This is a genomic window from Streptomyces sp. NPDC057307 (genome assembly GCF_042667665.1).
In the GTDB taxonomy this organism is placed as follows: Bacteria; Actinomycetota; Actinomycetes; order Streptomycetales; family Streptomycetaceae; genus Streptomyces.
The window spans coordinates 1-17534 of sequence record NZ_JBHUZM010000005.1; the positions used below are offsets into that span (position 1 = coordinate 1).

Annotated in this window: 17 protein-coding genes; 4 read left to right on the forward strand and 13 right to left on the reverse strand. The window is 70.2% G+C overall.

What is annotated here, in order from left to right; translation table 11 throughout:
- Positions 1–39 precede the first annotated feature (39 nt).
- The 7 genes from ACFUN8_RS03140 to ACFUN8_RS03170 form a co-directional block, all read right to left on the reverse strand.
- Positions 40–1797 (reverse strand): DoxX family membrane protein, encoded by a 1758-nt coding sequence (locus ACFUN8_RS03140; protein ID WP_383630575.1) that lies wholly within the window; start codon positions 1795–1797, stop codon positions 40–42.
- Between the two features lie 209 nt (positions 1798–2006).
- Positions 2007–2957, reverse strand: a complete 951-nt coding sequence (rlmB, locus tag ACFUN8_RS03145) for a 23S rRNA (guanosine(2251)-2'-O)-methyltransferase RlmB (protein ID WP_383630577.1) — start codon at positions 2955–2957, stop codon at positions 2007–2009.
- 158 nt (positions 2958–3115) lie between these two features.
- Positions 3116–4537, reverse strand: coding sequence for a cysteine--tRNA ligase (gene cysS, locus ACFUN8_RS03150; RefSeq protein WP_383630579.1), 1422 nt, complete (start codon positions 4535–4537; stop codon positions 3116–3118).
- Positions 4538–4758: 221 nt separating this feature from the next.
- On the reverse strand, positions 4759–5166 hold the full coding sequence (locus tag ACFUN8_RS03155) for a PPOX class F420-dependent oxidoreductase (RefSeq protein ID WP_383630581.1): 408 nt from the start codon (positions 5164–5166) through the stop codon (positions 4759–4761).
- Positions 5167–5344: 178 nt separating this feature from the next.
- Positions 5345–5863 (reverse strand): 2-C-methyl-D-erythritol 2,4-cyclodiphosphate synthase, encoded by a 519-nt coding sequence (ispF, locus tag ACFUN8_RS03160; RefSeq protein ID WP_383630583.1) that lies wholly within the window; start codon positions 5861–5863, stop codon positions 5345–5347.
- Positions 5853–6599, reverse strand: a complete 747-nt coding sequence (ispD, locus tag ACFUN8_RS03165) for a 2-C-methyl-D-erythritol 4-phosphate cytidylyltransferase (protein ID WP_383630585.1) — start codon at positions 6597–6599, stop codon at positions 5853–5855. Before ispD ends, ispF begins: the two co-directional genes overlap by 11 nt.
- Before the next feature lie 495 nt (positions 6600–7094).
- Positions 7095–7577: a CarD family transcriptional regulator gene (locus ACFUN8_RS03170; protein ID WP_003953493.1), complete on the reverse strand. Its 483-nt coding sequence runs from the start codon at positions 7575–7577 to the stop codon at positions 7095–7097.
- A gap of 573 nt (positions 7578–8150) precedes the next feature.
- Between ACFUN8_RS03170 and ACFUN8_RS03175 the strand changes: the two genes are divergently transcribed.
- The gene (locus ACFUN8_RS03175; RefSeq protein WP_383630587.1) at positions 8151–8888 is read left to right on the forward strand and encodes a DUF461 domain-containing protein; all 738 of its coding nucleotides are present in this window, start codon (positions 8151–8153) and stop codon (positions 8886–8888) included.
- Between the two features lie 149 nt (positions 8889–9037).
- Here the strand turns inward: ACFUN8_RS03175 and ACFUN8_RS03180 are convergent, their stop codons facing one another.
- Both ACFUN8_RS03180 and ACFUN8_RS03185 read right to left on the reverse strand, forming a co-directional pair.
- On the reverse strand, positions 9038–9718 hold the full coding sequence (locus ACFUN8_RS03180) for a response regulator transcription factor (RefSeq protein ID WP_189110519.1): 681 nt from the start codon (positions 9716–9718) through the stop codon (positions 9038–9040).
- Entirely contained in the window at positions 9715–10977 is a 1263-nt protein-coding gene (locus ACFUN8_RS03185) for a sensor histidine kinase (RefSeq protein ID WP_383630589.1), read from the reverse strand. Before ACFUN8_RS03185 ends, ACFUN8_RS03180 begins: the two co-directional genes overlap by 4 nt.
- A 277-nt stretch (positions 10978–11254) precedes the next feature.
- Here ACFUN8_RS03185 and phoU point away from each other — a divergent pair, with 277 nt between their 5' ends.
- Both phoU and ACFUN8_RS03195 read left to right on the forward strand, forming a co-directional pair.
- Positions 11255–11935: a phosphate signaling complex protein PhoU gene (gene phoU, locus ACFUN8_RS03190; RefSeq protein ID WP_383630591.1), complete on the forward strand. Its 681-nt coding sequence runs from the start codon at positions 11255–11257 to the stop codon at positions 11933–11935.
- Positions 11936–12179: 244 nt separating this feature from the next.
- Complete coding sequence (locus ACFUN8_RS03195) at positions 12180–12329, forward strand: hypothetical protein (protein WP_203233579.1); 150 nt, start codon at positions 12180–12182, stop codon at positions 12327–12329.
- A gap of 115 nt (positions 12330–12444) precedes the next feature.
- Here ACFUN8_RS03195 and ACFUN8_RS03200 read toward each other — a convergent pair whose 3' ends face one another.
- The 3 genes from ACFUN8_RS03200 to ACFUN8_RS03210 all read right to left on the reverse strand — a co-directional run bounded on the left by ACFUN8_RS03200 (position 12445) and on the right by ACFUN8_RS03210 (position 14267).
- Positions 12445–12768 carry a hypothetical protein gene (locus ACFUN8_RS03200; RefSeq protein ID WP_383630593.1) on the reverse strand — a complete coding sequence of 108 codons (324 nt, stop codon included), beginning with the start codon at positions 12766–12768 and terminating at the stop codon, positions 12445–12447.
- Positions 12765–13280, reverse strand: a complete 516-nt coding sequence (locus ACFUN8_RS03205) for a DUF6232 family protein (protein WP_383630596.1) — start codon at positions 13278–13280, stop codon at positions 12765–12767. Before ACFUN8_RS03205 ends, ACFUN8_RS03200 begins: the two co-directional genes overlap by 4 nt.
- Before the next feature lie 225 nt (positions 13281–13505).
- Positions 13506–14267 carry a phosphoglyceromutase gene (locus ACFUN8_RS03210; RefSeq protein ID WP_382561368.1) on the reverse strand — a complete coding sequence of 254 codons (762 nt, stop codon included), beginning with the start codon at positions 14265–14267 and terminating at the stop codon, positions 13506–13508.
- 157 nt (positions 14268–14424) lie between these two features.
- On the opposite strand from ACFUN8_RS03210, the gene ACFUN8_RS03215 reads away from it, so the two are divergent.
- Positions 14425–15777: an MDR family MFS transporter gene (locus ACFUN8_RS03215; protein ID WP_383630598.1), complete on the forward strand. Its 1353-nt coding sequence runs from the start codon at positions 14425–14427 to the stop codon at positions 15775–15777.
- A gap of 26 nt (positions 15778–15803) precedes the next feature.
- On the opposite strand, the gene ACFUN8_RS03220 is transcribed toward ACFUN8_RS03215, so the two are convergent.
- Positions 15804–17504, reverse strand: a complete 1701-nt coding sequence (locus ACFUN8_RS03220; protein WP_383630600.1) for a glycosyl hydrolase family 28-related protein — start codon at positions 17502–17504, stop codon at positions 15804–15806.
- Between the last annotated feature and the right edge of the window lie 30 nt (positions 17505–17534).

The window sequence follows — 17534 nt, forward strand, 5'->3', positions numbered from 1 at the left end:
GTCATGCGGGGTGGCCGCCCTCGTACGTGCTCCCGCGCGTCAGCCGAGCAGGCCGCCGATCGGGTTCTTGGCCCCGCCACCGCCGCCGGTGGACGAGCCGCCTCCGCCGCCCGTGGTGCCGCCGCCGTCGCCTCCGCCGGTCGTGCCGCCGCCCTGGCCGCCTCCGCCGCCCGTCGAACCACCGCTCGTCGCGGGGCCCTGGCTGCTCGACGGCGGGGGTGCCTGCTCCGACGTCTGCGGGGGTGCCTGGCCGGTGCCCTGGGACTGGCTGGGCCGGCCGCCCGTGCCGGTGCCGCCCGGCTTGCGGGCCGGGTCCTGGCCCGGCTTCGCCCGCTCGGCCGCCGGGCCGCTGGTCTGGCCGGCCGTCGGCGCCGTGCTGCCGCCGTTCTGCCGGGCCTCGCCGGTGGGCGTGCCGGATGCGCTGCTCTTGCCGGGCTTCTGCGGGAGCGGCGATCCGGGCAGCTGGTTGACCGGGTTGTTCGGTCCGGGGACGGTCACCATCTCCGTGGACCGTACGGCTCCGCCGAGCATGGAGCCGATCAGCAGCGTCAGACCGATGACGACGGTCGCGACGACCGCGCCCCGGCGCAGGACACGCCGCCGCAGGTCCCTCAGGGGAGAGCGCGGACCGAGCTTGCGCCAGGCCTCGCCCGCCAGTCGCCCGTCCATCGAGTAGACGGGGGCGCCCGCGATGATCAGCGGGGACCAGGCGGCCAGGTAGATGATGTCGGGCGCGTCGTACGCGGGGACGGTGCGCCAGCTGACGGTGAGGATCAGCGCGGCCGAGAGCAGCGCCCCGAAGGAGGCGGCGAGCCGCTGCCAGAGGCCGAGGACGGTGAGCACACCGGCGACGACCTGGAGGAACGCGACGCTGAGCCCGGCGCCGACGGGGTGCGAGAGCGCGAAGTCGCGCAGGGGTTCGGCGAGGGCCCACGGCTGCAGCGAGGTGAGCCAGGCGACCATGGAGCCGCGCTTGCCGCCGTCGAAGTAGACGGGGTCGCAGAGCTTGCCCATGCCGGCGTAGATGGAGATGAGACCGAGGAAGACGCGGAGCGGCAGCAGCACCACTCCGAGGTTCATACGGCGGCCGGGGTAGTAGGCGTGCCGTACGGCGGCCTCGGAGGCCGCGATGTCGTAGCGCCCCTCGCGCCGGTCGCCGTCGTAGCCGCGGCCGTCGCCGTCCCGGTCGAAGTCGCGCTCGTACTCGCGGTCGTCACGGTCGTCGTGTCCGCCGCGGTGGCGTGCGCCGCCCGCGCCGTACGGGTCGGCGGGGTCGCCGTACGTGTCGTACTCCGGGGCGTCGTACGCGCCCACGGCCTGCCGCATGGGCGGCAGCAGCGGGGTGTCGGACCCCGCGCCGCCGGCGCGCTGCGGTACGCGGGGCGTCGGCATGGTGTCGTCGCCCAGGTCGATCCGCGGGATGACCTGGGTGGAGCCGCCGGCCCCCGTGTCGTACGGGCCGCCCGGCGCTTCGGCGAGGGCCGCGCCCGCCGCTCGCGCGGAGGAGTTCCGTACGGCCTGGAGGAGCCCGGTGGCTCCGAGGTCGCCCGGTTCCGACCTGCCGCTCCAGACGACGGGGGCCCGGCGGCGTGCCGCACCTCCGCCGCCGCTCATCGCGGGGATCCGCGCGGTGTCCGCCGTGGCGCGTGCGGGGCTGGGGCGCTGGCTCGATGCGAGCTTCACCCGAAAGCTGGCGTGGTTCACGATGACCTGCGCGGGATCGCAGTCCACCTTGACCATGCTCAGCGGGGGCTGTTCTTCGAACCCGGGCCGGGGCGTTCTGGTGTCCACACTCATCTAACCGAGTGACTTGTGTTTAGGACACTGCCTTGACGGCCGGTAAATGTCCGAGACCCGTCAAGAGTGCGGGGATGGGCACATCTGTACGGAGATCACGCCATCCGGCCCACCGCGGTGCCCACCACGCCACGCACCTCCGCACCGGCCGCCACGCGCGCCACCGACCGAAGCCGGGCCGCCCACGCCCGGCCCGGCCGCCCGGCCGCTCAGGCGCGCCGGCGGGCCGCCTCGTACAGCACCACTCCCGCGGCGACACCCGCGTTCAGCGATTCGGCGCCGCCCGGCATCGGGATCCGCACCCGGTAGTCGCACGTCTCGCCGACCAGCCGGGACAGGCCCTTGCCCTCGCTGCCGACCACGATCACGACGGGGCCGCCGAGCGCGGGGAGGTCGCCGACCTCGGTCTCGCCGTCGGCGGCGAGACCGACGACGGTCAGGCCCGCCTTCTGGTAACTCTCCAGCGCGCGCGTCAGGTTGGTGGCGCGGGCCACCGGCGTACGGGCGGCGGTGCCGGCCGAGGTCTTCCACGCGCCGGCGGTCATTCCGGCGGCACGCCGCTCGGGCACGACGACGCCGTGACCGCCGAAGGCGGTGACGGAGCGGACGACGGCGCCCAGGTTGCGCGGGTCGGTGATGCCGTCGAGCGCGACGATCAGCGGGTCCTCGCCCTCGTCGAAGGCGGCGGCGGCCAGGTCCTCGGGGTGCGCGTACTCGTACGGCGGGACCTGGAGCACCATGCCCTGGTGGTTGAGGCCGTTCGTCATACGGTCCAGCTCGGGCCGGGGAGCTTCCATCAGATGGATGCCACCGCGGTCGGCGGCGAGCTGAAGGGCCTCGCGCACGCGCTCGTCGTTCTCGATGTACTGCTGTACGTAGAGCATCGTCGCCGGTACGCCGTCGCGCAGCGCCTCGAAGACCGGGTTACGGCCGACGACCATCTCGCTGGTGCCCTTGCCGCCGCGGCGGGCGACCTGGCGGCGCGCGGTCAGCTTGGCCTTGGCGTTGGAGACGCGGTTCTGCACATGACCCTTGCGGGCGGACGCGGGCGGCGTCGGGCCCTTGCCCTCCAGGCCGCGGCGTCGCTTGCCACCGCTGCCGACCTGCGCGCCCTTCTTGTTGGACGTGCGGCGGTTCCTGCGTTGGCTGTTCCCGGCCATGACCTACCTGTTTCGTTGCTTTCGTCGGTTCGTGAGAACTTCACTTCGTTCACGCGAGTGTGCCGCCCGGCGGCCGGACAGCACAATCGGGGCCCCGGCCGGGGCCCCACGGCAGTGCGCGCGCCCGCCTCCTCAGGAGGTCGCGGCGGCTGTTTCGTTCAGCGCGGGCCCAGCGTCCACCGCGGGCCGGCCGGGCCGTCCTCGATGACGAGTCCGGACTGCTGGAGCTGGTCGCGGATGGCGTCCGCCGTGGCCCAGTCCTTGCGGCCGCGCGCCGCCTCGCGCTGGTCGAGCACCAGCCGTACGAGGGTGTCGACGACCCCGTTGAGGCTGTTGCCCTCGCCGTCGGGGCCGCCCTCGCCGGCGCCCGCTCCCGTCCAGTGTGCGTCCAGCGGGTCCAGACCGAGAACACCGAGCATCGCGCGGACCTCGGCGAGACGGGCGACCGCCGCTTCCTTGTCGTCGGCGGCGAGCGCCGAGTTCCCCTGCCGGACCGTGGTGTGGATGATCGCGAGGGCCCCCGGGACGCCGAGGTCGTCGTCCATGGCCTCGGCGAAGGCGGGCGGCACCTCGCCGGCCGGCTCGACGGTGTGCCCGGCCAGCTCGATGACACGCTGGACGAAGCCCTCGATCCGCGCGAAGGCGGACTCGGCCTCGTGCAGGGCCTCCTCGCTGTACTCGATCATCGAGCGGTAGTGCGGGGTGCCGAGGTAGTAGCGCAGGACGATGGGCCGCCACTTCTTGACCATCTCGCTCACGAGGACCGAGTTGCCGAGCGACTTGGACATCTTCTCGCCGCTCATGGTGACCCAGGCGTTGTGCACCCAGTACTCGGCGAAGTCGTCGCCGTACGCCTTGGCCTGCGCGATCTCGTTCTCGTGGTGCGGGAAGACCAGGTCGAGGCCGCCGCCGTGGATGTCGAAGGTGCTGCCGAGGTACTTGTGCGCCATGGCGGAGCACTCCAGGTGCCAGCCGGGCCGGCCGGGGCCCCAGGGGGTCTCCCAGTACGGCTCGCCGGGCTTGACGGCCTTCCACATCGCGAAGTCGCGCTGGTCGCGCTTGCCGGTCTCGCCCTCGCCGGAGGGCTGGCGCAGATCGTCGATGTCCTGGTTGGAGAGCTGGAGGTACTCCGGGAAGGACCGCACGTCGAAGTAGACGTTGCCGTCGCTCGCGTAGGCGTGGCCGCGCTCGATGAGGACGCGCATCATCTCGATCATCTCGGGGATGTGCCCGGTGGCGCGCGGCTCGTACGTGGGCGGCAGGCAGCCCAGGACGTCGTAGCCGGCGTTGAAGGCGCGCTCGTTCTCGTACCCGATGGCCCACCAGGGGCGGTTCTGGACGGCCGACTTCGCGATGATCTTGTCGTCGATGTCGGTGACGTTCCGTACGAAGGTCACGTCGTAGCCGCGGTAGGCGAACCAGCGCCGCAGGATGTCGAAGTTGAGCCCCGACCTGATGTGCCCGATGTGCGGTGCGGCCTGCACGGTGGCGCCACAGAGGTAGATCGAGACACAGCCCGGAATGAGCGGGGTGAAGTCACGGATCTGCCGGGCGCCGGTGTCGTACAGCCGAATGGTCACGCGACAAGGGTAGTGCTCCGGAGACAGTGCCCCGGGCCCCTTGGAGCCACGGGACACCGAAGCGTGACGTTGGGCGCGCCGGACGGCCCTCGTCAGAGGGTTTCGGAGGGCCGTCGGACAACTGTCCGGGCGCTGTCCGGCATCGGACAGCGGCCGGACACGGCGCGGGCGGCGGCGGACGCGGCACGGGCGGCGCGGGTGCCGGGCCGCGTCCGGTGGCGTCAGATGCGGCCGACGACCTTGCGCGGTGTGATGCGGATGACGACGCGCTCGCCCTCCCCCGCCCCCTTCGGGTTGAAGTCGGCGTACAGCTTGCCGGTGTACTTGATGGACAGTTCGTCGATGAGTTCCTGTCCGCCCTCCGTACTGAGGGTGGCCGAGCCGCGGATCTCGGCGTACCGGTACGGGTCGTCGAAGGGCTGGAGCATGACCGTCACCCTCGGGTCGCGGCTCAGGTTCTCCGCCTTGCGGCGGCCGACGGCCGTCGAGATGAGGATGTCGTTGCCGTCGCGCTTCACCCATACCGGCGAGACCTGCGGGCTGCCGTCGGGCTGGATTGTGGCGATGGCGACGAAGACGGTGCCGTCGAGGAACTGCTTCAGCTCGTCGGAGAGAACAGCGACTGCCATGGATGGTGCCTTCCTGAGGAGGGGGTGCACTGCGGTACGCGTACCCGGCGATGTTTCCTCAACCGGCTTCGGCCCGGCGGTATTTCGGGCCACGCCGGTCGCGGGGAAGCTCATGGCGGAAGCCCGCCGGACAAGCTCGTGGGAGCAGCAGCCGGGGAAGCCCTGTCGGGGACGTACCTCAGCGTTCGCGTACGAGCAGCGCCGTGGCGATCGCCGCCAGACCCTCGCCCCGTCCGGTCAGCCCCAGTCCGTCGGTGGTCGTGCCGGACACGGAGACGGGCGCGCCCACGGCTTCCGACAGCGCCTTCATGGCTTCGGCGCGCCGCTTGCCGACCTTCGGCCGTACGCCGATGACCTGGACGGCGACGTTGCCGATGGCGAAGCCCTCGGCGCGGACGATCCTGGCCGCCTCCTTGAGGAGGGTGACGCCGGAGGCTCCCGACCACTCGGGCCGCGAGGTCCCGAAGTGCGCGCCGAGGTCGCCGACGCCGGCCGCGGAGAACAGCGCGTCGCAGGCGGCGTGGGCGGCGACGTCGCCGTCGGAGTGCCCGGCGAGGCCGTAGCCGCCGTTCTCGGGGCCGTCCCACAGCAGGCCGGCGCACCACAGCTCACGCCCGGCCTCGAAGGCATGCACGTCCGTACCGATGCCGATGAGCGGCAGTCCGGCGTGCGCGGGTCCGGTGGACTCAGAATCCATCGTTGGCCCTCCTGCGGGCGAGTACGGCCTCGGCGAGCACCAGGTCCAGCGGCCGGGTCACCTTGAACGCCTCCTCGTGGCCGGGCACGACCACGACGGGCTGACCGAGCTGTTCGACGAGCCCGGCGTCGTCCGTGGCGCCCTGGCCGGCGAGCGGCACGCTCAGATGCGCGCGTACGAGCGTGTCCCGGTCGAAGCCCTGCGGGGTCTGTACGGCGCGCAGCCTGGCCCGCTCGGGCGTGGCGACGACCGGCTCGGGCTGGTCCTTCCCGCCCGGCTCGACCTCTTTGACGGTGTCGGCGAGCGGCAGGGCGGGGACGACGGCGGGCGCTCCGGCCCGTACGGCGTCGACCACCGCGTCCACCGTGTCGACCGGCACGAGCGGCCGGGCCGCGTCGTGGACGAGAACGGTGGTGATGTCCTCCGGCAGGGCCTCCAGCCCGCGCCGTACGGACTCCTGGCGGGTCTCGCCGCCGGGCACCACGAGGTAGTCGGTGCGTACGGGCAGTGAGTGCTCGCCGAGGAGAAGCTTCACCGCCGCGGTGTCTTCGGGCGGGGCCACCACGACCACGAGGGAGACCGCGCGGGAGGCCGCCATGGCCCGTACCGCGTGGACCAGCATCGGGGTGCCGCCCAGGGTGCGGAGCGCCTTGGGGGCGCCGGGGCCGAGCCGTATGCCACGGCCCGCCGCGGGGATCACGGCGGCGGTGCGGTGTCGGCTCGATTCGTCTGACATCGGTTGCACTCCGGCAGGTTTGTTTCCTCGGCCGACATGGGTATGGCCTCAAGCGTGCCGGGCGCGGCACCTTGACCGGACCCTTCCGTGACACTGGTCGAGACCAGCTGCGCCAGCTGCCCCGGGCCCGGCACACCAGGATCTCGCCAGGATCGGGCGGGGAATTCGGTTGGTGTGACGGGGTGTCACAGCCGAACAGATCTTAAGGGCCAGAGAGGCCCGTTAAGAGATTCCGGTTGTGAGGTTCACCAGAGGTGACCGAGCTGAGGTTCTCCGGGCATGCCGCAGTACCCGGCGACGCAGCATGGGAATCACTACTGGTCAGCGGGCACCGCGGCATTGATGCAATTCGCGCGTGTCCTCGTGCGTGGCTTGTTTCGCGCCGCGCCTGTTTCACGCCGCCTGGTTCACGCCCGGCTGCTGATCGGTCCAGATGCGCGGATGTCGCGCACATCGACCGTGTAGGACAGCCGGGACGTCCGGGTCAGGACCCGGTCAGGACGCGAGAACCTCGTCGAGCAGAGCCTCGGCCTTGTCCTCGTTCGTGTTCTCCGCGAGAGCCAGCTCGCTCACCAGAATCTGGCGCGCCTTGGCGAGCATGCGCTTCTCACCTGCGGAGAGTCCACGCTCTCGTTCCCGACGCCAGAGGTCACGGACCACTTCGGCGACCTTGATGACATCGCCGGAGGCGAGCTTCTCAAGATTTGCCTTGTAGCGCCGGGACCAGTTCGTCGGCTCTTCTGCGTACGGAGCCCTCAGTACCTCGAAGACCCGGTCCAGCCCATCCTGACCGACCACATCGCGCACTCCGACGAACTCCGCATTGTCCGCCGGGACACGAACCGTCAGGTCGCCCTGGGCGACCTTGAGCACCAAGTAGGTCTTGTCCACGCCTTTGATCTGACGAGTTTCGATAGCCTCGATCAGCGCGGCCCCGTGATGGGGATAGACCACGGTGTCGCCAACCTTGAACGTCATGTGACAGGTACCCCTTCCGTGGCTATCCAGGGTAACACGGGAACGGCCTGTTCTGAATGGCGTTTTCGCAGGTCAGGGCGCATCTCGGGGCTTGACAACAGCAATAGGAACGTGCTGCGAGCGGCTTCCGGAAGCGGGTATTCGCAGGTGGGAGCCGCTGCGAAGCCGGACGGAAACACGCGTGTCACACCGTCCCGAACCCCATCCTGATGGGGTGAACCTCCGCATTTGTCGGGTTCCAGGAGCCGAACTTCCCATGCTCCGTTCGGATGTCGGTCACGCGTACGGACGGAAGTGCGAACCCAATCCGAATTTGATCACCGGAGCCCTCGCGGCTCTATGCGGAGCTATTCGTAAGGAATGTGTGTCGGGTCGGGGAATTGATCACCGGAGTTATGTGAACGGCGTACTAAACATGCCGTCGACACTCACTTCCGCCCTCCGCCAAGTCGGGCGGGCGCAGTTGAGGGCGGGTCGGGTGCGAAGGCACGACGGGGGCTCGGTAACCTGAGCCCGCTGAACCATCGTTAGCCGTCCTCAGCCCGCCCGTACGTCCAAGGAGTTGCCGCCACCGTGAGCCGCAGCCTTCGACGCGGCACCCTCGCCGCGTCTGCCATCGCGTTCTCGATCGCCTCACTCGCCGCGTGCGGTGCCGGCAACGACGCGCAGACGCTCGGCGTCCGACCTGACAACGCCGCGACCTCGATCGGCGACATCACCGTCCAGAACGCCACGGTCGTCACCCAGCCGAAGGCCGGCGCCGAGGGCCCCGCCGCCATCACGGCGAAGCTCTTCAACAACGGCAGCAGCCGCCAGACGCTCGACGCGATCACCCTGCCGGACAGCGGCACGACGGTGAAGATCACCCCGGCCAAGGGCAAGGGCCCGGTCACGGTGCCCGCCAACGGCTCCGTCCTGATCGGCGGCGAGGGCAACGCCTCCGCCGTGGTCGACGGTGGCGGCGAGGCCGCGCGGAACGGCGACGCCCAGCGGGTCGTGTTCCAGTTCAGCGACACCGGCGACGTCGAGCTCGACGCCTTCGTGGTGCCGGCGACCGGCCCCTTCACCGACTTCGGGCCGAGCGCGCTGCCCACGCCGTCGACCAGTCCGTCGGGGAAGCCGAGCGGATCCCCGTCGGGCACCGCCGACGAGGAGACCGGGGAGACCGGGACACCCGGCGGCGACGCCGAGGGCACTCCCGGGGGCACCGCCGAAGAGGGCACCGCCGAAGGCGCGGACCAGGGCACCGACGAGGGCGACGCGTCCACGCCGACGGACGCCGCCTCCGCGTCCTCGGACACCGAGCACTGAGCACCGAGCCACTACCGCGCTGCTGAGCCGCTGAGCACCACCGCGCCGCCGAGACCGGCGGTCCGCGGTCGGCGGCCGTACGTGTGAGGGCGCCGCACCGGGATTCCGGTGCGGCGCCCTCGTACACACGGCGAATGCGATTCCGCGGTTTACGGCTCGAACTTGTAGCCGAGACCGCGCACCGTCACCAGATACCGCGGCGCGCCCGGATCCGGCTCGATCTTGGCGCGCAGCCGCTTGACGTGGACGTCGAGGGTCTTGGTGTCCCCCACGTAGTCCGCGCCCCAGACCCGGTCGATCAGCTGCATACGAGTCAGTACCCGGCCCGCGTTGCGCAGCAGCATCTCCAGGAGGTCGAACTCCTTGAGCGGCAGGTCGACCTTGCCGCCGGAGACCGTCACGACGTGGCGGTCCACGTCCATCCGGACCGGACCCGCCTCCAGCGCGGCCGGCGCGACCTCCTCCGGCTCGCCCCTGCGGCGCAGCACCGCGCGGATGCGCGCCACCAGCTCCCGCGAGGAGAAGGGCTTGGTCACATAGTCGTCGGCTCCTATTTCCAGGCCGACGACCTTGTCGATCTCGCTGTCCTTGGCGGTCACCATGATGACCGGGACGTTGGACTTTCCGCGCAGTTGCCGGCACACCTCGGTGCCGGGCAGACCGGGCAGCATCAGGTCGAGGAGGACGAGATCGGCGCCGTTGCGTTCGAACTCGTCGAGCCCCGCGGGCCCGGTGGTCGCGATGGCGACCTCGAAGCCTTCCTTGCGGAGCATGTAGGAAAGAGCGTCGCTGAAGGATTCCTCATCCTCGACGACGAGCACTCGGGTCACGGAAGGACCTCCGGGGCAGGGATCTCAGTCGATTGGTCAAGATCGTTGACGTCGTGATGAAAGCGGCGCTGGGCGACTTCGTCCGGGCCGGTGGGTGTGCGGTCCCGTCCGGCGCCCGCCTCGGGGAGCCTCAGGGTGAAGGTGGAGCCCTGGCCTTCGGAGCTCCACATCGTGACCTCCCCGCCGTGCGAGGCGGCCACGTGCTTGACGATGGCCAGGCCGAGGCCCGTACCACCGGTGGCCCGGGAACGGGCCGGGTCGACACGGTAGAACCGCTCGAAGACGCGCTCGCGGTCCTTCTCGGAGATGCCGATCCCCTGGTCGGTGACGGCTATCTCGATCAGATCCCCGCCGGGTGCGGCCACGTGCCGGGCCGCGATGCCCACACGGGTGCGGGCCGGGGAGTAGTTGACGGCGTTCTCGACGAGATTGCCGAGGGCGGCGGCCAGCTGGCCGCGGTTACCCCAGACTCGCAGATCGGCGGCGCCACCGGCGGCCATGGTGATCTGCTTCGTGGTGGCGGCGTGCCGGGACCTGTCGATGGCCTCGGCGACCAGTTCCTCCACCCGTACCGACTCGGCGTCCTCCAGCGGGTCGTCGTTCTGCACCCGCGAGAGGTCGATGAGTTCCTGTACGAGATTGGTGAGCCGGGTCGCCTCGATCTGCATACGGCCGGCGAAGCGGGTGACCGCCTCGGGGTCGTCGGAGGCGTCCATGACGGCTTCCGAGAGCAGGGAGAGCGCCCCGGTGGGGGTCTTCAGTTCATGGCTGACGTTCGCCACGAAGTCACGCCTGACCGCTTCGATCCTGCGCGCCTCCGTGAGGTCCTCGACCAGGAGCAGCACGAGACGGGAGCCGAGCGGTGCCACCCGGGCGGAGACGGCCAGGGCCTCGCCGCGGCCGGTGCCGCGCCGGGGCAGATCCAGCTCCACCTGGCGTATCTCACCGTCGCGGCGGGTGTCGCGTGCCATGTGCAGCATCGGGTCGACGGCCAGTTTGCCGCCCCTGACCAGGCCCAGCGCGTACGCGGCGGAGCTGGCCTTGACCACCGAGTCGCTCTCGTCGAGCACGACGGCGGAGGAGCGGAGAACGGAGAGCACGGTGTCGACGCCGGGTGGAAGCCCGGCCTCCGTATGCAGTGAGCTACGGGTGGGCCTGGCCTGGTCGCGCTCGCTCCAGCGGAACGCCAGCATGGCGATGACGCCGGTACAGGCCCCGGCGATCGCTGCCAATGCGGCGACTGCCGCGTTCACGTCCATGCATCCAGGTTATGCGTGGTAGGGGACACTCTCCCAGCCGTACAGGTGTCTCCTCGAACACTCGTCGCCCAGAGTTCACCGTGGAGAAAGTACCGGTTCACTTGGGAGGGAGCATCCGGACTCCTGGCGGGCCGAACGTGGGAGCGTGGGGGTGCGGCAGCCCCCGACCCCTGGCGGTCAGTCGGCGTCCGTGCGACGAGGACAGTGCTGTTCGGGGGCCTTTCGACGTACTCGGACACCCCGGACCACCAGCAGGAAAACCCAGAGAGGGACACCCATGCGGGACGCGTACCACGAGGAACTTGACTCGATCGGCGAGGGCCTGGTCGAGATGGCCCGACTGGTCGGGTCGGCGATCGGGCGCGCCACCACGTCCATGCTCGACGCGGACCTGAAGCTCGCCGAGAGCGTGATCGCCGGCGACCAGAAGGTCGACGACCTCCAGCACGACCTGGAGGCCAGGGCCATCGCACTGCTGGCGCGCCAGCAGCCGGTCGCCACGGATCTGCGGATCGTGGTGACGTCGCTGCGGATGAGCGCGGACCTGGAGCGCTCGGGCGACCTGGCGCAGCACGTCGCCAAGCTGGCGCGGCTCCGCTTCCCGCTCAACGCCGTGCCGCACGACCTGCACGCGACCATCCTGGAGATGGGGCAGCTCGCGCAGCGGCTGATGGCGAAGGCGGCCGAGGTCATCATCACCAAGGACGTCGATCTGGCGCTGCAGCTGGAGCAGGACGACGACGAGATGGACCTGCTGCACCGCACGCTGTTCCAGCACCTGATGGACGACCGCTGGAAGCACGGCATCGAGACGGCGGTGGACGTGACGCTGCTCGGCCGGTACTACGAGCGGTTCGCCGACCACGCGGTGTCGGTGGCCAAGCGTGTCGTGTACCTGGTGACAGGTGAGCACGCGGACGAGATCCAGCAGGCGGAGGCGCCGGTCGAAGGGGCCTGACGGCCGGCCGCACCGGCTTCGCGGTTGACTCGGCCGGCTTGACGGGCGGCCTGTCGGTTGCCTTGTCGGCCGGGCTGTCGGCCGGCTCGACGATCTGCCTGTCGGCCGGGGGCGCAGGGGGGCGTATCGGGGTGGCATTGGGGGGCGCCTGCGCGCATGCGCCGTTGATGCGCCCGCCACCCGGGGGATGCAATGGGCGCAGACGCCACCCCGTACGCCCGTGCACCCCTTCGAGGAGGAACCCATGGCCGAGTCCCCCATGACCGATACCCAGCAGGAAGCACCTGTCGAGCGGGTGCGGCTGCCGATCCTCGGCGCCTGCGGCTGCGGCTCGGGCTGCGGCTGCGGCTGCCAGTCGGGTGCGCCGTGCGCCTGCGGGGGCAGCTGCGGCTGACACGGACAAGGGCCCGGTCCGGTGGTGGACCTCCACCCGGACCGGGCCCTGCTACGTACGGCCCCGGTTACGTACGACGGCCGCTCACGTACGACGGGCTCCGCCCGCCGTACCGCTACTGCGTGAAGGCCGCCGCGACCCGCTGCACCGCCTCGACCACCGGGACGCCCACCCCGCCGACCATCGTCGCCACTCCGGCGATCCCGGCCAGTGCCCGGCGGAAACGGCCCTCGTCCCCGTCGCTCGCGGTGAGCTCGTTCAGGGATTCGTCGATCACGGCGCGGTCCGCGGGATTCACCTGTCCCCGCAGAATCTGCACCGCCGCGATCATTTCGCGGAAAGCCACCTGCGGGTCGGCCGGCGACGAATTCTTGATCATGCCGATATTGCCGTCGCCGTGCTGCTCGACGGAGTCCCCGTAGTAGTTGTTCGTGCTCAAGTCGTCGCCTGCTTCCCCACGTTGCGGTCCCCGATCTGCTTGATCACATCACCGTGATAGTGCTTCACGTTGTAGCTGAACGCCGCCTCGGCATTGTCGATCGCGTTCATGATGTCGTGCACGATTCGGATGACCAGATCCTTGTCGTCACTGGTCAGTGCGTGATTCGGCGATCCCGCGGTCTCGATCACCAACGAGTAGAGCGTGGGCGTCGACAGGACGCGGACGAGCATGAACAGCTTGTAGGCGAGGACGGCGACGACGACCGCGATCATCACGAGCCTGATGTCCGAGGTGTCATCACCGCCAAGGCTCAACGCCGCCCAGCCGATCGCGCCCAGAACTCCCCATTTGAGAACGGATTTGACGAAGGCCCATACCGCGGCCCTGCGATTGACGAACGTCTCCAGGGTCGACGCGCGTGCGATGTTCTGCAGCGGATAGGCCTGACTGCCCACCCACAACACACGTCGGCTCACTTGAACTTGGATGTCTTCGCTCTTGTACGACACCGTGCGTACCCCCCTGCGATGGAGATCCAGGATCCTCCACCGGGGCCCTCTCCGCCAGGAAATCGCATTACTCCTCGGCACGTATTTTCACTGGTCGTGGCGGTGCGCCGACCTTTGGGACAGGAGTTGACGCAAGTGACCACAGGGAATACGAAAAGGGGAACACGAAGCCCCCTGCCGCGCGGAGAATCCGGGCGGCAGGGGGCTGTGACGACAGATGAATTCTTACTTCTTCTTGCCCTGGTTCTTCACGGCCTCGATCGCCGCCGCAGCCGCGTCCGGGTCCAGGTAGGTACCGCCCGTCTTGACCGGGCGGAAGTCGGCGTCCAGTTCGTAGGCGAGCGGGATGCCCGTGGGGATGTTGAGACCCGCGATGTCCGCGTCCGAGACGCCGTCCAGGTGCTTCACCAGCGCGCGCAGGCTGTTGCCGTGCGCGGCGACCAGGACGGTGCGGCCGGTCAGCAGGTCCGGGACGATGCTGTCGTACCAGTACGGCAGCATGCGGACGACGACGTCCTTGAGGCACTCGGTGCGCGGGCGCAGCTCCGGCGGGATCGTCGCGTAGCGCGGGTCGTCGCTCTGGGAGAACTCGGTGCCGTCCTCCAGCTCCGGCGGCGGGGTGTCGTACGAGCGGCGCCAGAGCATGAACTGCTCCTCGCCGAACTCGGCGAGCGTCTGCGCCTTGTCCTTGCCCTGGAGCGCGCCGTAGTGCCGCTCGTTCAGGCGCCAGGAGCGGCGGACGGGGATCCAGGAGCGGTCGGCGGACTCCAGCGCCAGCGTGGCGGTGCGGATCGCGCGCTTCTGCAGGGAGGTGTGCAGGACGTCGGGCAGCAGACCGGCATCCTTCAGCAGCTCACCGCCGCGCACGGCCTCCTTCTCGCCCTTGTCCGTGAGATTGACGTCCACCCAGCCGGTGAACAGGTTCTTCGCGTTCCATTCGCTCTCGCCGTGGCGGAGGAGGATCAACTTGTACGGTGCGTCGGCCATGGGCCCGAGCCTAATCGAACGTTTCCGATTGACGCCTGCCGTCAATTGACTGGTGGCTGAGGGACGCGCATACGTAAGTTGCGGTTGACCAGTCGGCCACTTACACCGCCGGACCGGCCCCCACGGGCCGGCCCGCGGCACCTCGGGGGAATGACGCATGTCCATCGCCGGACTGAGACGCGCCGCGGTCGAGAGCGTCGGACGGAGTGTCTCGGGGCTGCCCCGGGAGTTCTGGTGGCTGTGGACGAGCACGCTGGTCAACCGGCTCGGCGCCTTCGTCGCCACCTTCATGGTGCTGTACCTGACCATGGAGCGCGGCTACTCGGCGTCGTACGCCGGTCTCGTCGCCTCGCTCCACGGCCTCGGCGGTGTCGTCTCCTCGGTCGGCGCGGGCGTGATGACCGACCGGCTCGGGCGGCGGCCCACGCTGCTGATCGCGCAGTCGTCGACGGCTGCGTCGGTCGCGCTGCTCGGCTTCATGCAGGATCCGGCCGCCATCGCGGGCGTCGCGTTCCTCGTCGGGATGACCTCCAACGCCTCGCGCCCCGCCGTCCAGGCGATGATGGCGGACATCGTGAAGCCCGAGGACCGGGTGCGGGCGTTCTCGCTCAACTACTGGGCGATCAACCTGGGGTTCGCGATCTCGTCGGTCGCGGCGGGCTTCATCGCCGAGTTCAGCTATCTCGCCGGCTTCCTGGGCGAGGCGGCGATGACGCTGGCCTGCGCCGTACTGATCTTCCTCAAGGTGCCCGAGTCCCGGCCCGAACGCGTCCTGGTGGACGGGAAGAGCGAGCCGGAGGTCGGGATGCGGACGGTCCTGCGGGACGGCCGCTTCATGAGTGTGGTCGGGCTGTCGTTCCTGGTCGCGCTGATCTTCCAGCAGGGGTTCGTGGGCCTGCCGGTCGCGATGGGCACGGACGGCTTCAGCAGCTCCGACTTCGGGATGATCATCGCGTTCAACGGTGTGCTGATCGTGGCGCTCCAGATCCCCGTCACCCGTTTCATCGAGCACCGTGACACCCGCAGGCTGCTGATCCTCTCCTCGGCGCTGGCGGGGTACGGCTTCGGCCTGACGGCCTTCGCCGGATCGCTCGCCGTCTACGCGCTGGCGGTGTGCGTGTGGACGTTCGCCGAGATCATCAACGCCCCGACGCAGACCAGCATCGTGGTCCGGCTCTCACCGGTCCACGGGCGGGGCCGCTACCAGGGCATGTACACGATGTCGTGGGCGGTGGCCGGTCTGGTCGCCCCGCTGATGTCGGGCTTCCTGATCGACCACTACGGCGCCGACTGGCTGTGGGGCATCTGCGCGGTGCTGGGGACGGTGGCCGCGGGCGGGTACTGGCTGCTGATGCGGGGGCTTCCCAAGGAGGGCGTGGACGTCGGGTTCGACCGCGACCGCGACCCCGGCGCCGACTCGCGTACGGAGCCGGTGCCGACGTCGAGGCCGGAGACGGGGCCGGGGCCGGGGCCGGGGCTGGAGGAGGTCGCGAAGTCACCCGTCCCGTAGGTGATCCCGGGTCCGCGCGGGGGCGTTCAGCGCAGCTTGAGCCCGCGCTGCGCCTCGTACAGATTGCTCGGCCGCAGATCCCGCGGCGTGCCGTACGCCTCCAGCCGGGTGTTCAACTCGCCCTTGAAGTCCGGGACATCGATCTGTCCGAACTCGCGCACCTCGCTGATGCCGGCCGTCACGCTGTACGGCGCGATCCCGTCGATCTTGACCAGACCGGCCCGCTCGTTCTGGACGGTGACGTTCCAGTGGGTGAACCGCGCCCCGTACAGCGGTCCCGCGGACGCGTCGCCGCCGTGCGTCCCGTTGTTGTCGAGCGTGATCTCCGTACGGAGGTTGGCGAACGGCAGCCCCCGGTGGGTGTCGAAGGTGCCCATCTCCATCACGCCCCGCGACCAGACGTTGTAGCTGGAGAGGCCCTCGACGTTGATGCCGTGCAGTTGGGTGCCCGCGGGGGCCGGGACGGTCCGCGCGCCGATGAAGAAGTCCTCGATGAGGTTGTCGTGCGAAGCCTCGCGGCAGAAGTACGGATGGTGCGAGCCGCGCCCCTCCACGCGGGTACGGCGCAGCGTGCAGGCGGAGGCGGCGACGAGGCCGAAGCTGTTGTCGCAGTGCCGGACGGTGACATCGTCGGCCCAGCAGTCGTACGCGCACTGGAAGGTGACGCCGTTGTGGCCCTTGTCCAGGAGGTGCACCGACTGCGGCGTCTCGACCGCTTCGAGCGTCAGACCCTCCACACCGGAGCCGGTGAGCGGTGTGACGAGCGTGGTGATCATGGTGTTCCACTCGGGGCGGATGTCCACCGGGAGCGGTCGTTCCAGGGTGACTTGGCGTCCTCTTACAGAGGTGACGCGCACGGGCCACTCGTACGGCACGTAACTCAGCAGCTTCGACTTGTCGGACCAGTCGTACGCCTCCGTCGCCGGGCCGCCGCCCGACATGTGCTCCAGGAGCGTGTGGTCGGCGTCGTCGGCGACCCGGAAGAGGACGATCTCGCCGCGTTCGATCCTCGACGCGTCCTCGACGGTCACGGTCAGATCGCCGCGCCGGGCGGGCGCGACGGCGGTGAGGGGCTCGAACTCCGTGCGCTCGTTGCCCGTCCAGCCCTCCAGGGGCCACTTCTTCGCCTTGACGGCCTCGATGAGCGAGTTGAGCCGCCCTTCCGGGGCGAGCCAGATGAGGCCGCCCGCCCAGGACCAGCTCGACTTGTCGCCGCCGAACCGGCTGCCGTACGGGCCGATCAGCTCGGTGAGGTTCTTCATCGCGTACAGCTTGGTGCGCTTGCTGCCCGCGCCGCGCAGCACCACGTTGCTGTGGGAGATACGGATGATGTCGTCGATGCGGTAGGTGCCCGCCGGGACGAGGACCGTGCCGCCGCCGCGCCTGCCCGCGTCGGCGATCGCGCGGTTGATGGCGGGGGCCGCGTCGGCGGAGCCGTCGCTCTTGGCGCCGTACGCGCGGACGTCGGCGACCACGCGGGGGCGCGGGAAGCGGTCGGCTCCGGCGCGCTGGCCGGCCCGGCCGACGTAAGGGATCTGGGGGTGGGTGAGCGGCGACTCGGTGAACTCACGCCAGAGCGGGGAGATACGTGGGGCGCGGGGCGACCGGGGCGCTCGCGGCACGGCCGCAGAGGCGGAACCGCTCGCGGCACCGGCCGCCGCCACGGCGATGGCGCTGGTGAGCAGAGCCCGTCTGCTGATGGTCCGTCGAACGTTCCCCACACTCATCAACCTCCACATATATGAACTCAGTTCAGG

Coding starts and splice junctions, on each gene's coding strand:
- ACFUN8_RS03140 (WP_383630575.1), bottom strand. CDS start 1,797: ATGAGTGTGGACACCAGAACGCCCCGGCCCGGGTTCGAAGAACAGCCC.
- rlmB (WP_383630577.1), bottom strand. CDS start 2,957: ATGGCCGGGAACAGCCAACGCAGGAACCGCCGCACGTCCAACAAGAAG.
- ACFUN8_RS03155 (WP_383630581.1), bottom strand. CDS start 5,166: ATGGCAGTCGCTGTTCTCTCCGACGAGCTGAAGCAGTTCCTCGACGGC.
- ispF (WP_383630583.1), bottom strand. CDS start 5,863: ATGGATTCTGAGTCCACCGGACCCGCGCACGCCGGACTGCCGCTCATC.
- ispD (WP_383630585.1), bottom strand. CDS start 6,599: ATGTCAGACGAATCGAGCCGACACCGCACCGCCGCCGTGATCCCCGCG.
- ACFUN8_RS03170 (WP_003953493.1), bottom strand. CDS start 7,577: ATGACGTTCAAGGTTGGCGACACCGTGGTCTATCCCCATCACGGGGCC.
- ACFUN8_RS03185 (WP_383630589.1), bottom strand. CDS start 10,977: ATGGACGTGAACGCGGCAGTCGCCGCATTGGCAGCGATCGCCGGGGCC.
- phoU (WP_383630591.1), top strand. CDS start 11,255: ATGCGGGACGCGTACCACGAGGAACTTGACTCGATCGGCGAGGGCCTG.
- ACFUN8_RS03195 (WP_203233579.1), top strand. CDS start 12,180: ATGGCCGAGTCCCCCATGACCGATACCCAGCAGGAAGCACCTGTCGAG.
- ACFUN8_RS03210 (WP_382561368.1), bottom strand. CDS start 14,267: ATGGCCGACGCACCGTACAAGTTGATCCTCCTCCGCCACGGCGAGAGC.
- ACFUN8_RS03215 (WP_383630598.1), top strand. CDS start 14,425: ATGTCCATCGCCGGACTGAGACGCGCCGCGGTCGAGAGCGTCGGACGG.
- ACFUN8_RS03220 (WP_383630600.1), bottom strand. CDS start 17,504: ATGAGTGTGGGGAACGTTCGACGGACCATCAGCAGACGGGCTCTGCTC.